The following is a 15,496-nucleotide window of genomic DNA, read 5'->3' on the forward strand; positions in this document are numbered from 1 at the left end:
CCGCTCCTAAGAATTCGTGAGGGTCCATCCGTCCGCGCGCAAGCCGTCCCCGCGGAACAGCGTCGCGCCGTGATCGTCGACGAGCACACGGTCGACATAGACGCCGCGGCCCTGAGAGCTGATGTCGGTGGTGTACGTCCAGCGGACCTGGGCGACCCCGGCCGGCAGGGTCGCGATCACCTGCCACCAGACCCGGCCGCCGAAGCCGGTGAGCGTTCCGTCGCTGTCGAAGATGCCCGCGCCGGGCGCCCGAAGATGCAGGGGCAGCAGCGTCCACGCGACACCGTCGGCCGAGGTCTGCACGCGGACCACGTCGGTGCGCGGCTCGGTGTCGTACCAGAGCTGGGCGCTCAGAACCGCCCCCGCCCTGCTGGGACTCTTCAGTGGCGCGGTGAGCGTGGCCGTCCGCTGATCATTGTCGACGGCCCGCCACGCCTGCCCGGTCGGCGACCGCACCGGGTGCGCGTCCGAGAACGCTCTGGCCAGGGCCCACCGCGCGACGTTGTTGCTGCCCCAGTTCCGGTCGGGGTGCACGCGGTTGCTGAACAGGATCAGGAACGAGTGCGCCAGCGGGTCGATCACGATCGTGGTGCCCGTGAAGCCGGTGTGCCCGAACGTCACCGGGGAGCTCAGCCCGCCCATGTACCAGTGCTTGTCGAGCTCGAAGCCCAGCCCGCGGTCGCTCTCCGGGTAGGTCTGCTCGAGTGCGGCGTTGTAGTTGACCAGCGCCGCGCGCACGGTGCTCTCGGCGAGGACACGCCGGCCCGCGTACGTGCCGCCGTTGAGCAGCATCTGGCAGAAGATCGCCATGTCGTCCACGGTGGAGAACAGACCGGCATGTCCGGCCACGCCGCCGAGGCTCCACGCGTTCTCGTCGTGCACCTCGCCCCAGACCATGCCTCGGTTGACGTACGGCTCGTACTCGGTGGCGGCGATTCGCGGCTTCAGCGACGCGGCGGGGTTGTAGCCGGTGTCCTTCAGGCCCAGCGGCCCGATCACCGCGTCGTTCACGGCCCGCGCCAGGCCCTTGCCGGTGACCCGCTCGACCAGCACGCCGAGCACGATCAGCCCGATGTCGGAGTAGACGTACTGCCCGCCGGGCCGGGTACCCGCGGTAACCGGCGTGGTGATCGCGGCCCGCAGCCGGGTCTCCGGGGTCGGGTACGAGCTGTAGAACGGCAGGAACGCCGGCAACCCGGCGGAGTGGGTCAGCAGATGGCGCACCGTGATCTCGGGCTTGGCGAAGTCCGGCACGTACTGCGCCACGGGCGCGTCCAGCGACACGCGGCCGGCCTCCACCTGCTGGAGCAGGGTGACCGTGGTGAACAGCTTGGAGATCGACGCCAGGTCCCAGATGGTGTCCGGGCGGGCCGGGATGCGCTGCTCCGGAGGCAGTTCGACGCCCTCCCGGGCGGGCGCCGGCCCGACGGCCGAGTAGCGCACCGCGTCACCGACCGCGAAGCGGGACACGATCACTCCGTTGTGGGCGGCGAGCACGGACGCGCCGGCGTACGCGGGCCAGGTGGGGTGATCGGGGGTCGGCGCGAGGTAGGACGTGGCGATGCCGGGCATCGAGGCCACCTGCTCGGGCAGCAGGCCGACCGAGCGGGCGGCGCCGGTGCGCAGCACGTCGTTGCGGAATGTGATGTCGGCAGGGGTCACTGTGGGCGGTCCCGGATCAGCGGCGCCGGCGGGGGATCCGGATGCCGCGCCCGCCAGCGGCGCGATCAGGCAGACGGTCAGGACGCTTCTTCGCCTCATCATCCACACCCTTCCATGCGTCGATAGGATGGTGCTTTCCTTCGGATTCTTCAAGTGGAGCGAAGGTTATTGCCAGAAAAGCCTGCCGGGCGGTACGGTCGCCGCCATGCGGTGGAGTGTCCAGATAGGTCGGCGCCATCTGCTCGCCGCCGCCGGCGCGGGGGTGGCCGGCGGAGTGGCAGCGGCGGGGTCCTCGCCGGCCGAGGCCAAACCGGGTCTCATCCCACGCATCCCGGTGCGTACCGGGATGGACCGGCTCGCCGCATCGGGGTGGGAAGCCGTCCGCGGCGAACGCATCGGCGTGATCTCCAATCCCACCGGGGTCGACCGCGGATACCGGCACCTTGTCGACCGTATGCACGCTGATGGCGTGACGATCGGGGGCGTGTTCGGCCCGGAGCACGGATTCCGCGGTTCGGCCCAGGCCGGCGGCAGCGAGGGCACCGGCCTGGACGCCCGCACCGGCCTGACCGTGTACGACGCGTACGGCGCCAACCAGGCCAAGTGGGCCGACATGTTCACGGCGGCCGGCGTCCGCACGGTCGTCTTCGACATCCAGGACGTCGGCTGCCGCTTCTACACCTACATCTGGACGCTCTACGACTCGATGTGCGCGGCCGCCCGCCTCGGCCTGCGTTACGTCGTCCTCGACAGGCCCAACCCCGTCGGAGGCCGCGCGTACGGGCCGATGATGACGCCCGGCTACACCAGCGGCGTCGGGCGCAAGGAGATCGTCCAGCAGCACGGGATGACCGTCGGGGAACTGGCCCGGTACTACAACGGCGAACTGCTGCCGGCCGAGGCGGGGCGCCCGGTCGGCCTCGAGGTGATCGCCTGCCTCGGCTGGACCGGGCGGCTGCGGGCCGGCGACACCGACCTGCCGTGGGTGCTGCCCAGCCCCAACATGCCCACGCCGGACACCGCGATCGTCTACCCCGGCACCGGGATGTTCGAGGGCGTGGCGTCGCTGTCCGAGGGGCGCGGGACGACCCGGCCCTTCGAGCTGATCGGCGGCCCCGGCTTCGACTACCACTGGTCAGACCTCGCTAACGGTTACGACGTGCCCGGCGTGGAGTTCCGCGAGGCCTACTTCACGCCCACATTCAACAAGTTCGCCAACCAGATGTGCGCGGGCATCGAGGTCAAGGTCACCGATCAAGGTGCCTTCGACCCGATCCGTGCGGCCGTGACGATGCTGGTCGCGGCCCGGACCTTCCCGGCCTTCGCGTGGCGCAACGACGGCGGCGCCCGGCCGTTCTGGATCGACCTGCTGACCGGGTCGACGCGGCTGCGCACGATGATCGACGCGGGGGCGCCGCCGGACGAGGTGATCGGGGCGTGGGGGCCGGAGTTGCGGGCCTTCGACCAGCGCCGGCGCCGCTACCTGCTCTACTCGCGGATCGGCTCGTGACGCCGCCAGGCTGTGGACAGCCGTCGGAAATTGTCGTACCCGTGGCCTACGTTGATGCCCACCCAGTACAGGGGTGGGGGAGGTGGCGGCCCCGCGATTCCGCATTTTTGATCTTGGGATTTTCGGTTTCCGGCGAGGTTTCAGCTGGTCAGCCGGGCGTGGACCTCGGCGGAGACAGGCCCGCCGATGAGCCTGGCGATCGCCATGGTCGCGGCGCCGCCCGCGCCGTCACGCGCTTCGGACGGCTCGATGTGGGTGCGGGCGCGCAGACCTCTGCGGACGGCGCGCCCCACCGGGCCGGGCGAGAGCAGCACCGACCCGGCCAGCACCACCGCGCCGCCCTGCGACTGGTCGCCCGGCGGTCGGCTACTCGGCGATTGTCTACTCGACGGCTGGTCGCCCGGCGGCTGGTCGCCCGGCGGCTGGTCGCCCGGCGGCTGGTCGCCCGGCGTTCGGCCGACCGCGTCGAACGTGTGCAACAGCCGGGTCGCGGCCTCGGCGCAGATCGCCTGAGCGACCGCGTCGCCCACGTCGGCGACCGCGCTCACCGCCGGCGCGAGCAGCCCGAGCTCGGCGGGCGGCCGTCGGAAGGCGTCGGCGAGGACGGCCTGGGCGAGTGCCTCTCGATCGCGCACCTCGGCGATGCCGAAGATGTCGCGGGCCGCATCCACCAAGGTCGTCGGGGCGCCACGGCCGTCGAGGGCGGCCAGCACGGCGCGCAGCCCCCGGATGCCGATCCACACCGCCGAGCCCTCGTCGCCGAGCAGCCAGCCGTATCCGTCGCACCGGCGGACCAGGACGCCGGCGGAGAAACGCGCGGCCAGGGCGCCCGTGCCCGACAGCAGGAGCGTGCCCGCCCGGCCCGCCGTACCCGCGGCGAACGCCACCTCCAGATCGGTGACCGTGACCGGCTCGCCCGGCAGGCCCAGCGACCGCCACGCCTGGACGGCCGCCGTACGGAACACCGCCCGCCCCGCCCCGGCCGAACCCGCGGCGCCGAGCACTCCTGCCCGTACGCCGGAAGGGTCTGTCTCGGAAAGCGCCGCGCCCAGCGCGGCCCGCAGCGTCTCCGCCAGGCTCGCACCGCTGCTGTTGAGGTTGGCGCCACCCGCGCTGCCCCGGCCGATCACGCGCCCGTCGGACGTGGCCAGCACGCTGCGGGTGGACGAGGCGCCCGCGTCGACGCCCACCACGAGGTTCATAGTGGTGTGAACCTACCGACCGAAGGAAGTCCCTGTCGATGACCGACCGCTCACCCACCGAGGTGCGGGCGCGTGGCCTCCTGCCGTCGCTGTCGCCCGCCGAGCGGCGGGTCGCCCAGGTGATCATCGACGAGGCGGCGACCGCCTCCCGGCTCACCATCAGCGACCTGGCCGCCCGCGCCCGCTCGTCGGAGACCACGGTCATCCGGTTCTGCCGGGCGATGGGCTTCAGCGGCTACCCGCAGCTACGGCTGACGCTGGCCGCCGAGGCGGGGCGCGCCGACCTCGACGCGGAACCGGTCGGCGGCGACATCAGCGAGACCGACGACCTCGCGCAGGTGGTCAAGAAGATCGCGTTCGCCGACGCGCGGGCCGTCGAGGAGACCGCCACCCAGATCGACATCGCCGTGCTCGAGCAGGTGGTCGAGGTGGTCGCGGGCGCGCGGCGGGTGGACATCTACGGGGTGGGCGCGAGCGCCTTCGTCGCCGCGGACTTCCAACAGAAACTGCACCGGATCGGCCGGATCGCGTACGCCTGGAGCGACATGCACATGGCCCTGACCAGCGCGGCGCTGCTCGACGAGCGGGACGTCGCGTTCGGCGTCTCGCACACCGGCACCACCGTGGACACCATCGAGGCGTTCACCGAGGCCGGCCGGCACGGCGCGCGCACGGTGGCGTTGACGAACTTCCCGAAGTCGCCGATCACCCGGGCCGCCGACCTGGTCCTGACCACGGCCGCCCGGGAGACCACCTTCCGCTCCGGCGCGATGTCCAGCCGGCTGGCCCAGCTCACCGTCATCGACTGCGTCTTCGTCGGCGTCGCGCAGCGCACCTACCCCGAGACCCGCGCGGCGCTCGACGTCACCTACGAGGCGGTCCGCAGCCGGCATGTGAGGAACTCATGAGCTTGTCCCGCCCCTCGCTGTCCCGGACCGAGCAGCGCAATCCGCTCAGCACCGGCCTCGACCGGATGCCGACCACCGAGCTGCTGGCGCTGATCAACGCCGAGGACCGCACGGTCCCGCTCGCGGTCGCCGCCGTCCTGCCCTCCCTCGCGGTGGCGGTCGACATGGCGGTGGCCGCGCTGTCCGCCGGCCACCGTGTCCACTATGTGGGCGCAGGCACCTCCGGCCGGATCGCGGTCCTGGACGCGGCCGAGCTGATCCCCACCTTCGGGGTGTCGCCCGACCTCGTCGTCGCGCACATCGCCGGTGGCGTGCCCGCGCTGACCCGCCCCTCCGAGGGCGCCGAGGACGACGAGGCCGCGGGTGCGTCGGTCGCGGCCTTCGAGGCCGGCGACCTGGTCGTGGGCGTCACCGCTTCCGGGCGTACGCCCTACGTCCGCGGCGCGCTGACGGCGGCCCGGGCATCCGGGGCGGGCACGGTCCTGATCTCGGCCGACCCGGCATCGCCGCTGGCCGCCCTGGCCGACGTGCACGTGGCGCCGGACACCGGCCCCGAGGTCCTGACCGGTTCCACCAGGATGAAGGCCGGCACCGCCCAGAAGCTGATCCTGAACGCCTTCTCGACCGCCACGATGGTCCGCCTCGGCCGGACGTACTCGAACCTGATGACCGACATGCTGGCCGCGAACGCCAAACTCCGCGACCGGAGGCTGCGCATCCTGGCCGAGGCCACCGGCGCCGACGAGCCGGCCTGCGTCCAGGCCCTCGCCGACGCGGACGGCGACACCAAGCTGGCGGTCGTCATCCTGATCTCCGGCGCCCCGGCCGACCGCGCCCGGCAGGCGTTGTCCGACGCGCGGGGCCACGCCCACACGGCGCTGACCTCCCTCAACGGCCACCACACCTGATCCGGCGGGCCATGCGCCGAACTGGGGTGGTGACAGGCGCCAGCCCGGGAACCGGATCGGCCGCGGCCGACGCGCGCGCCCGGGCCGGCGTCCACGTCGTGCTGCTCGGCCGCGATCCGCGACGGCCGGCGGATGCGATGTCGCGGGTTTCCGATTGAACGATCACCGTCATCGTTCGTTGGATCGGGTATCGGGTTCCAATACGGCCCAGCCCAGTGCTGGTGGATCCGATGCGCCGCCGCCTGCCTGTCCGAGGTCCCGGGCGGCGACGACCCGCCCGGCGTCCTAGAACGTGCCCCAGGACGCCGGGCGGCCACCACAGCGGGCGCGGCCTATCGTGGGGCCATGACGGTTCTTCCCATCCGGCTGATCGGCGACGAGGTGCTGCGCGCCCAGGCCGAGCCGGTCACCGACTTCGACGCCGAGCTGCGGACCCTGATCGCCGACCTGAGCGAGACGCTCGAGGCCACCGGGGGCGCCGGGCTGGCCGCGCCTCAGCTCGGTGTCAGCCTGCGGGTCTTCGCGATCAGCCCGAAGATCACCGACGGCGAGATCCACCACCTGGTCAACCCGGTGCTCGACTTCCCGGACTCCGAGGACCAGGACGGGCCCGAGGGCTGCCTGTCCATTCCGGGCGTCTACCTGGACACGCGGCGGCGGCGGAACGTGATCGCCAAGGGCTTCAGCGCGCACGGCGACCCCGTCCAGGTGGTCGGCGAGGGACTGCTGGCGCGGTGCATCCAGCACGAGACCGACCACCTCGACGGCGTGCTCTTCGTCGACCGGCAGCGGCCCGAGCAGCGCGACCGGCTGCTCGCCACGATCCGCGAAGCGTCCTGGTACGACGGCGCGTCGCTCCCCGAGGTGCGGGTCAGCCCGCACTGATCAGCGCGGGCCCGTGCTGGATCCGCTCGGTGATGCGGCGGGCCAGCGCGGGGTCGGCGCGGTCGATGTCGCTCAGCGCCTCGCGCCACAGGCGGCGGGCGTGTTCCGGCTGGCCGTCCGCCCACAGCGCGTCGCCGATCAACGTCAGGGTCTCCGCGGCGTTCATCGGCGACTCGGCCAGGCGGAACGCCGCCACACCCTGGTAGAGGCTGGCCAGCCGGCGGTCGTCGTCGTGCAGGCGGCCGTACGCCTCGCCGGACCAGGCCAGCGCGGTGCCGACGCCGTGCAGGTCGTTCGCGCTCTCGTAGAGCAGGCCCGCCTCGCCGAACATGGCCAGCGCCTCGACCGGGGAACCGTCGGTCAGCGTCGACTTCGCGATCACCATCAGCGCGCCGCCCTGCCCGCGCCGGTGGCCGGTGCTGCGGAACAGCTCCAGCGCCCGCCGCCCGTGCCGGATCGCGTCCGCGTACCGTTCCTGGTCGAAGCGGATCTCGGCGATGTTGTTCTCCACGTGCGCCTGCTCGTCGCACCGGCCGAGCCGTTCGAAACCGGCCCCCGCCAGCTCCAGATGTTCCAGCCCGGTGGTGAAGTCCGAGCGGAAGTAGCAGACCCCGGCGAGGCTGCGCCGCATCAGCGCCTGCCCGAGCGGGTCGTCGCCGGCCGCCGCCAGCCCGGCTTCGGCGGCCGCCGCCCACGCGTCGATCTGGCCGGTGTACTGCAGGAACGTCTGCACGGTCAGGGCCGTCTCCCAGGCCGGCTGACCGGCACCGGCGGCCTGCGCGGTGTCCACGGTGGCCAGTACGTTGTGCTGCTCGGCCAGGAACCAGCTCATCGCCTCGTGCTGGTCGGCGAAGATCCCGGGGGTCACCCCGGCCGGTGGGGGTCCCGGTGGGGGAGCGGGCACCTGCGGGTGCAGAGCCAGATGACCCGCGTACGCCGTGTGGTGGAAGTAGGCGAGCAGGCGGTGCTCGGCCGTCCGCCGCGCGTCGGGTCCGTCGTGTTCCTCGCCGAGCTCCGTCGCGTACCCCCGGAGAAGGTCGTGCATCCGCCAGCGGTCGCCGATCGACTGGACGAGCAGATGCGACCGCAGCTCGGACAGGAGCCCGGCGGCGGCGTGCGGGGCCAGCCCGGCGAGCGCGGCGGTGGCCGGAGTGCCGAACTCGACGTCCGGGTGCAGCGGGAGCAGGCGGAACAGGCGGGCGGCCCGGTCCGACAGCGCGTGGTACGACCAGGAGAAGATCGCGTTCAGGTCGAGGACCGCGTCGCCGAAGCCGTCCAACCGTCCGGATGCGGCCTCCAGCGCGTCGGCGATCGGGCCCAGCCGCAGCTCGGGGTGGATCGCCGAGCGGGTGGCGACCAGGGCCAGGGCCAGCGGCAGCCGCCCGCACCGCTCGATGATCTTGTCGATGGCCTGCGGCTCGGCGGCCGTCCGGTCCTCGCCCAGCCGCTGGGCCAGCAACTCGCGCGCCTCGCCCGCGGGCAGCGGCTCCAGCGACAGGGCGTGTGCGCCGGCCGTGGCCAGCATCCCGGTGATCGAACGCCGGCTCGTGGTGATCACCAGGCTCTCGCCGGTGCCGGGCAGCAGGTGCCGGACCTGCTCCCAGTCCCGGCAGTTGTCCAGCAGGATCAGCACCTTACGGTCGGCCAGGATGCTGCGCAGCAGACCCGCCTGCGCGTGCAGCTCGGCGGGGATCGCCGCCGGCGCCACGCCCAGCGACCACAGAAAGCCGCGCAGCGCCTCGCCCGGCGACATCACGTTCTCCTCGGCGGCGAACCCTCGCAGGTCGGCGTAGAGGCAGCCGTCCGGATAACAAGGGGCAAGATCATGAGCCAGGTGTACGGCCATGGTCGTCTTGCCGACCCCCGGCATGCCGTCGATGACCAGCGCACGGGTCGGCCGGCCGGCCCGGCGGTCGTCGGCGAGCAGCCGCATCGCCCGGTTCAGGTCGTCGCGGCGGCCGACGAAGTGCGGATGATCCGGCGGGAGCTGCGACGGCACCGGGGTGTTCCGCGGGCCCGCCGGCTTCGGGGGCACGTCCTGGCTGAGCAGCCGGGCGTACGCCTCGCGCAGCTCCGGACCGGGCTGGATGCCGAGCTCGTCGGCCAGCCGCCGGCGCACGTCGGCGTACCGGCTCAGCGCCTCGGCCTGGCGTCCCGTGGCGGCGAGCACCAGCAGCAGGCGGGCCTGGAGCGCCTCGTCGAGCGGCTCCATCGTGGCGCAGCAGCGTACGGCCTCCTCGATCGCACCGGCCCGGCCGCACCGCAACGCGGCGTCCGCGGCATCGCGCACCACGGCGAAGCCCTCACCGTCGATCGCGGTGAAGTCCGGATGGACCGGGCCACCGGCCCGCAGCTCGGCGGCGCAGCGGTCCTGCCACAGACCCAGAGCCTGCCGGAACAGGTCCACGGCATCCGGGTCGGAGGCGTCCCGGGCCCGCGCCGCCAACCGCCGGAAAAGCACCAGGTCCAGGCCGTCGTCGTCCAGCCGGATGCGGTACTCGGCGCCGTCGCGCAGCAGGTAGGAGCCGGTCGCGCGGGTCGGCAGGCCGGGTTCGAGGATGCGGCGGAGGGCGCCGACGTGGCGGTGCACCACGTTCATCGCGCTGGCCGGCGGATCGGCCGGCCACAGCAGGTCGACCAGCTCGGTCAGGCTCGCCCCCGCGCCGGACGCGGCCCGCGCCACCAGGAGGGCGAGGATCAGCCGGGGCTGGCGGGCGGCACCCAGCCCCAGCTCGGTCTCGCCACGCCACGCCCGGATCGGGCCCAGGATGGAGAACCGCACGTCGCGCACCGATGCATCGTATGCGGATCATCGATGGAGATCAGCTGTCCGGTAGCTGACCATGCACGGATGGACAACGAGCAGGTTTCGTTGCCTCCGGGATGTATCAGCGAGAGGGTTCCGACGCCTCCGCGAGGCGCGCCATCAGGCCGGCGAAGGCGGCCGGGGTGAGCGCGGCGTCCGCCATCGGGGCCAGCAGGCGGCTACGGACGGTCGCGGTCAGGCGGGACTGCACCGTCGTGACGCGCCGCCGGCCACGCTCGGTGAGCACCACCTCGTAGACGCGCAGGTCACCCTCGTACGCGACACGCTCCACCGAACCGGTGGCCTCCAGACGGTCCACCACCCGGCTCAACCGGCTGCGCGCGATGCCCGCCGCCTCGGCCAGGTGCGCCATCCGCATCCGCTCGTCCGGCGCGTCGGCGAGCACCAGCAGGGCCGCGTACATGGAAAGGGTCAGACCCGACGCGAACCGCAGGTCGCGCTCCACCGCCGTGGGTATCAGCAGCAGCGCGCGAACCGTCGCCCGCCAGAGCTGCTCCTCGCCCACATCGAGTTGATCCGCCGTAGGGATCATGGCCTGCTCCTCGTCCGGTGCCCGATACGGAGAGGCCGCGCCGAGTCCCCAATGTCTCGGCGCGGCCGCGGAAAGCGATGACGTCATCACATATCGCTGTACTCCGCTGGAGCGGCGGCGTCGTGGCCCCCCATCGGCAACCGCGCGACTCCACCGGTTCAAACGGACGCGAGGCCGCCCGGTTCAAACGGATCGAAAGAATCTCTCCGCCTCGGCGATCCTGGGCGCCTGGCCCGTCATCCCCTGGAGGTGGTCCCCGGCATAGTCTGGCCTCCGGTACATCGGCGGCGGCGAATGGGTGCGGATGAGCGCGGCGGACAACCCGCTGGTGGCGACGCCGGCCGAGGACGGGCCGGCGCCGTGGGCGGGCATCTGGATCGCCGAGGACATCGAGCAGATCGTTCTCGCCGTGCGGAACGGATCCTGGATCGACGGCACGCTGGGCGTGGTGGGCGCCGGGCTGGACGGGCTCGCGCTGGTGTCCGACCCGGCCGGGGCGCTCCTCCAGTACGGCATCGCCTGGCTGATCGAGCATGTGCGGCCGCTGTCCGAGGCGCTGGACTGGCTCGCGGGCGACCCCGCGCAGATCGCGGCCCACGCGCAGACCTGGCGCAACGTCGCCGCGAGCGTCCGCGACGAGGCCGAGGAGCTGCTGCGCTCGGTGCGGTGGGACGTCGAGGAGTGGACGGGCGCCGCGGGCGACGCCTACCGCGCCCACGCGGACTTCGGGGCCCGCCGGCTACAGACCCTCGGAACGGCGGCCGACGGCATGGCCCTGATGACCGAGGGCGCGGGCGTGCTGATCGGCACGGTGCGGATCATGGTCCGGGACGCCGTCGCGACCGTGGTGTCCCGGCTGATCGTCTACGCCGGCGAGCTCCTGGCGTCGTTGGGCGCCGCCACGCCGCTCGTGGTCGAGCAGGTCGCCACGCTGTGCGCCTCGTGGGGCGCGAAGATCGCGCGCTGGCTGAGGGGCCTCATCGCCAGCCTCCGCAAGCTGGCCGAGGCCATGCGCGGCCTCGGCAAGGGCGTCGACGACCTCAACCGGATGGACTCCGAGCCAAGCGGTGGAGGTCCAGGCTCCGGCGGTTCTCCCGGTTCTTCCGGCGGTGGTCCGGTGAGCCGTCCCCCGTGGACGGCGCGGGACGACATCGCGGGTCCGGCCCGGGGCAAGGATCTCCTGCCGCCGCATCCTCGCCACACCCTGTCAGGTGTGCGCAGTGGGGAGGTCGGCAAGGTCAACAGCGTGATTCTGAGAGGCAACGAGGCCGCGGTGCGAGGCGATATCGAACAGATCGCGGCGGGCAACGCGGCGTGGCTCGGCGATCAGGGCCGATATGAGATCAACGGCCGGACCTACGGCATAGAGTCGGCCGGACGGGTGTACCCGGACGCGGGACCTGGCATCGCGAGACTGGATCGGAACGAGTACGCGGCCTTGAAGGAGATAGCGATACATCACGGTGATGTGGGCGCTGTCCGGGCGTTCCGCCAGAATCCCCGTTTCCTCGAGAATCCTGAGGTCATCGCGAAGGCGAAAGCGATCTATGACGGGACGTGGGCCGGATGACGATGACCTATGACTTCCTGCTCGTCGGCCCCCTCGCACCGGAGCGGCTCAGAACGACGCTGGCTGAGGTGGCGGGCGTCGGCCTCGAGGACGTGGAGGTTTCGCCGCCGGACACGGACGGGCGGAACTGGAACGCCGCCGTGCTGTGCGGCTACGAGCCGGTGTTCGGCGACGTGTCATATGCGCTCGACATCTATCTGGCGGACCGGATCGGACGGCCCGAACCGGGCGAGGACGAGATGGCACGCGCGGTGGCGGTGGGGGTGGGCGCCGGGGTCCTGTATTCGGCGCAGCCGTATCCGCCCAGCGCGCATTGGCTTGTCACGCCGGACGGGGTGCGGACTCGGGCGCGCGTGTTCGACGTGGATCCCGAGGACTGGCCCGCCCTCGGCATCGGGCCGGACGGCGCCATCGCGATGACGGTCGACGCCGTGGAGCGGCCGGTCACGCTGCTGCCCAGGGTGCGGGTCGCGGCTCTGCCCGAGGTGATCCGGGAGCATCGGATGGCCACGCCGGTGGTGGAGGGACTGCGGGATTGGCTCGGCTCAGAGGCGTTGATCCCGGAGACCGGCAGCGTGCTGTGGAAGGCGCTCGACCGGCTGGCGGTCTGGGAGGCGTTCACGGTTCGGATGAACTCGGGGTGGCCGCCGGACGGGTGGTATCCGGTGGAATATCTGCGGGAGGACCTGGCCAACCGGGACGCGCTGGCGGGCGCCGCGGCGGAGGTTCCGGGTGAGGTGGCCGGGCGGTTCGGGGCGGCGCTCGAACGGGTGGACGCCGCGTTCCGGGACGGGACGCGGGAGGACCCGGACGCGCCGGCCGACGCCGTCTGGTGGCGGCGGCGGGTGGTGGGGCTAGGGCAGGGGCCTCAGGGGGCGGAAGAAGGCGCGTAGGTCCTCGGCCAGGAGTTCGGGCTCCTCGAAGGGCATGAAGTGGCCGCCCCTCTTGGGCTCGCGCCGGAGGCGGATGTCCGGGTAGAGGTGGCGGCGGGGCGGGGCGGCCGTGGTGCTGAGCGTGAAGGCCGCGGGGACGGTGCAGATCGGCAAGGGTGGGTCGGCCGCGGCGTGGTGGTCGACGCCGAGCGCGGTGCCGATGGACGACGTCGTCCAGTACAGGGTCGTCAGGGTCAGGAGCTCGTCCTTGGTCCAGCGGGTCTCCAGCTCGCCGTCGCAGTCGGTCCGGGTGCGCAGCTCGTCGAGGAGCCAGGCGGCCAGGCCGGCGGGGGAGTCGATCAGCGCCGCGGCCACGGTGTCGGGGCGGGACGGGGCACGCGGGGACGGGGACGTCAGGTGGACGCCGGCTACGCGGCGGGGGTGGCGGGCGGCCAGCCAGTGGGAGATCTCGGTGCCGTAGGTGCCGAACGTGAGGTGGCCGAGGCCGGTCATCAGGTCGGCCATCCGGTCGGCCAGCCAGGGTGTGTCCGGCCGGACGCCGTGGGGGAGCGGGCTGAAGACGCTGCCGGGGACGGACGGGATGATCACGTCGAAGGCGTCCGCGGGATCGGGTGGGTCGGTGAGCAGCGGGAGGATCTTCGTCATCTCGGCGAACGAGCTGAGGTGGCCGTGGATCATCAGCAGCGGGAACGGGGCGGGGCCGTTGCCACGGGCGTGCACCACGTGCAGGTCGTCGGCCATGAACTGGGGTAACCGGTTGAGGCGGTGTTCGACGGCACGCCAGTCGAAGCGGTGGCGCCAGTAGGTGAGCAGCTCGCTGAGGTAGAACGGGTCGGTGCCGGCTCGCCACGCGACCGGGTCGGACGGGCGGGCGAAACGGCTTCGGGCCAGGCGTAACGCCAGGTCGTCGAGGACGGTTTCGTCCACCCGTACGCGGAAGGGCTTGATCTCCACGGTCTAGTTCTGTCACAAACGGAGGGCGCCTGTGGACGTGATCAGGAACGTCGGCATCGTGGGCGCGGGCATCGTCGGGCTCGCGATCGGCCGGGAGATCGCCCGCCGCCGCCCCGGGACGCGGATCGTGGTGTTCGAGAAGGAGGACCGGGTCGCCGCCCACCAGACCGGCCACAACTCCGGGGTGGTGCACGCCGGCATCTACTACCGGCCGGGCAGCCTCAAGGCGCGGCTGTGCGTCGAGGGCGGCGCGATGCTGCGGGAGTACTGCGCCGAGCGCGGCATCCCGCTGATCCCGGTCGGCAAGCTGGTCGTCGCGGTCACACCCGAGGACGAGGTACGGCTGGACGCGCTGGCCTCGCGGGCCGCCGCGGTGCCGGGGCTGCGCCGCATCGGGCCCGCCGGGATCCGGGCGATCGAGCCGTACGCGGCCGGCCGGGCCGCCCTGCACTCGCCGCACACCGCGATCACCGACTTCCCGGCGATCGCCCGGGCCTTCGCCGAGGACATCGTGGCCGCCGGGGGAGAGATCCGCCTCGGGCATGAGGTGCGCCGCCTGGACGAGCTCGGCTTCGACCGGCTGATCCTGTGCGCGGGGCTGCACAGTGACCGGGTGGCGGCGCTGGCCGGCGACGATCCGTCGCCTCGCATCGTCCCGTTCCGCGGCGAGTACCTGCGCGTCCTCCCGCCGAAGGCGCACCTGGTCCGCGGCCTGATCTATCCCGTGCCCGACCCGCGCTACCCGTTCCTGGGCGTGCACTTCACGCGCCGCGTCGACGACACGCTCGAGGTCGGGCCGAACGCGGTCCTGGCCGGCGCCCTGGAGGGCTACCGGTGGCGGGACGTCTCGCTCGGTGACCTGGCCCGGGTCGCGGGCTGGCCGGGCAGCTGGCGGATGGCGGCCCGGCACTGGCGGACGGGCGTTCGCGAGGTGCACGGCTCGCTCAGCAGACGGGTCTACATGGCGGCGGCCCGTCGTTACGTGCCGTCGATCGGCGCCTCGGACGTCGTGCGCGCCGGGTCCGGCGTACGCGCGCAGGCTCTGGACCGCGACGGCGGTCTGGTCGACGACTTCCGCATCCACCGCCTCGGCCCGGTGACCGCCGTCCGCAACGCGCCGTCACCCGCCGCGACCTCCTGCATGGCCATCGCCGCGCACGTCGCAGACCTGATCCTTTCCTAGAGAAGTGTTGACGCACTTGCGCCATCGCTCACGCGCCATCAGAAGCAGCCCCGGATCTTGGTCTGGACGGCCCGCCACAGCCCGAAGTCGGAAGGCGGTTCGCCGATCGGCACGTCAGCCTCCCCGCAGGTCGAAGCGCCCGGCCACGTCGGTGTTCGCGCCGCCGTAGACGCCGGCCGAGAACGTGCCGGCGTCGGACAGCTCGGTGAACCGCGGCGGCAGAGCGTCCGCGGCGGTCCGTACCTGCTCGCTGACAGGCCGGTACGCCGACCGGAAGGCGTCCGCGAGCCGCCCGGCGCCGAGCCGCCCGGCGCCGAGCGGGCCATCGCCGAGCGCGGCCTTCACCGCGTCCCAGTCCTCGGCGAGCTGGTCACCGGTCCGACCGACTCGCCGCGCGGCCTCCTCGAACCCGCCGGTCTCCATCGAAAGGTCCATCTGCTCACCCTGCCGGGGCGAGCGGCG

General features: G+C 72.8%; 13 protein-coding genes. 7 read left to right on the forward strand and 6 right to left on the reverse strand.

Annotated features, from left to right (window positions below; genetic code table 11):
• Positions 1-6 precede the first annotated feature (6 nt).
• Complete coding sequence (locus QSK31_RS28150; protein WP_285687431.1) at positions 7-1,761, reverse strand: serine hydrolase domain-containing protein; 1,755 nt, start codon at positions 1,759-1,761, stop codon at positions 7-9.
• Positions 1,762-1,867: 106 nt separating this feature from the next.
• Here QSK31_RS28150 and QSK31_RS28155 point away from each other — a divergent pair, with 106 nt between their 5' ends.
• A complete protein-coding gene (locus QSK31_RS28155; protein ID WP_285687432.1) occupies positions 1,868-3,172 on the forward strand; it encodes an exo-beta-N-acetylmuramidase NamZ family protein in 1,305 nt (434 codons plus the stop codon).
• A gap of 140 nt (positions 3,173-3,312) precedes the next feature.
• Here the strand turns inward: QSK31_RS28155 and QSK31_RS28160 are convergent, their stop codons facing one another.
• Positions 3,313-4,374: an N-acetylglucosamine kinase gene (locus tag QSK31_RS28160; RefSeq protein ID WP_285687433.1), complete on the reverse strand. Its 1,062-nt coding sequence runs from the start codon at positions 4,372-4,374 to the stop codon at positions 3,313-3,315.
• Positions 4,375-4,412: 38 nt separating this feature from the next.
• Here QSK31_RS28160 and QSK31_RS28165 point away from each other — a divergent pair, with 38 nt between their 5' ends.
• The 3 genes from QSK31_RS28165 to def all read left to right on the forward strand — a co-directional run bounded on the left by QSK31_RS28165 (position 4,413) and on the right by def (position 7,075).
• A complete protein-coding gene (locus QSK31_RS28165; protein WP_285687435.1) occupies positions 4,413-5,282 on the forward strand; it encodes a MurR/RpiR family transcriptional regulator in 870 nt (289 codons plus the stop codon).
• A complete protein-coding gene (gene murQ / locus QSK31_RS28170) occupies positions 5,279-6,190 on the forward strand; it encodes an N-acetylmuramic acid 6-phosphate etherase (RefSeq protein ID WP_285687436.1) in 912 nt (303 codons plus the stop codon). The genes QSK31_RS28165 and murQ overlap by 4 nt, the downstream gene beginning before the upstream one ends.
• A 345-nt stretch (positions 6,191-6,535) precedes the next feature.
• The gene (def, locus tag QSK31_RS28175) at positions 6,536-7,075 is read left to right on the forward strand and encodes a peptide deformylase (RefSeq protein WP_285687437.1); all 540 of its coding nucleotides are present in this window, start codon (positions 6,536-6,538) and stop codon (positions 7,073-7,075) included.
• On the opposite strand, the gene QSK31_RS28180 is transcribed toward def, so the two are convergent.
• Together QSK31_RS28180 and QSK31_RS28185 are read right to left on the reverse strand one after the other, a co-directional pair.
• Positions 7,062-9,866, reverse strand: coding sequence for an AfsR/SARP family transcriptional regulator (locus tag QSK31_RS28180; protein ID WP_285687438.1), 2,805 nt, complete (start codon positions 9,864-9,866; stop codon positions 7,062-7,064). The genes def and QSK31_RS28180 overlap by 14 nt on opposite strands.
• A gap of 97 nt (positions 9,867-9,963) precedes the next feature.
• Complete coding sequence (locus tag QSK31_RS28185) at positions 9,964-10,434, reverse strand: MarR family winged helix-turn-helix transcriptional regulator (protein ID WP_285687440.1); 471 nt, start codon at positions 10,432-10,434, stop codon at positions 9,964-9,966.
• A gap of 304 nt (positions 10,435-10,738) precedes the next feature.
• On the opposite strand from QSK31_RS28185, the gene QSK31_RS28190 reads away from it, so the two are divergent.
• Together QSK31_RS28190 and QSK31_RS28195 are read left to right on the forward strand one after the other, a co-directional pair.
• On the forward strand, positions 10,739-12,004 hold the full coding sequence (locus QSK31_RS28190; protein ID WP_285687441.1) for a WXG100 family type VII secretion target: 1,266 nt from the start codon (positions 10,739-10,741) through the stop codon (positions 12,002-12,004).
• Positions 12,001-12,897, forward strand: coding sequence for a hypothetical protein (locus QSK31_RS28195; RefSeq protein ID WP_285687442.1), 897 nt, complete (start codon positions 12,001-12,003; stop codon positions 12,895-12,897). The genes QSK31_RS28190 and QSK31_RS28195 overlap by 4 nt, the downstream gene beginning before the upstream one ends.
• On the opposite strand, the gene QSK31_RS28200 is transcribed toward QSK31_RS28195, so the two are convergent.
• Positions 12,859-13,851: an epoxide hydrolase family protein gene (locus QSK31_RS28200; RefSeq protein ID WP_285687443.1), complete on the reverse strand. Its 993-nt coding sequence runs from the start codon at positions 13,849-13,851 to the stop codon at positions 12,859-12,861. The two genes, QSK31_RS28195 and QSK31_RS28200, sit on opposite strands and share 39 nt — an antisense overlap.
• 31 nt (positions 13,852-13,882) lie before the next feature.
• Here QSK31_RS28200 and lhgD point away from each other — a divergent pair, with 31 nt between their 5' ends.
• On the forward strand, positions 13,883-15,034 hold the full coding sequence (lhgD, locus tag QSK31_RS28205) for an L-2-hydroxyglutarate dehydrogenase (protein WP_285687444.1): 1,152 nt from the start codon (positions 13,883-13,885) through the stop codon (positions 15,032-15,034).
• Between the two features lie 114 nt (positions 15,035-15,148).
• Here lhgD and QSK31_RS28210 read toward each other — a convergent pair whose 3' ends face one another.
• Positions 15,149-15,469: a hypothetical protein gene (locus tag QSK31_RS28210; protein ID WP_285687445.1), complete on the reverse strand. Its 321-nt coding sequence runs from the start codon at positions 15,467-15,469 to the stop codon at positions 15,149-15,151.
• Between the last annotated feature and the right edge of the window lie 27 nt (positions 15,470-15,496).

Origin of the sequence: Actinoplanes sp. NBRC 103695 (assembly GCF_030269485.1) — a bacterium.
GTDB lineage: Bacteria > Actinomycetota > Actinomycetes > Mycobacteriales > Micromonosporaceae > Actinoplanes.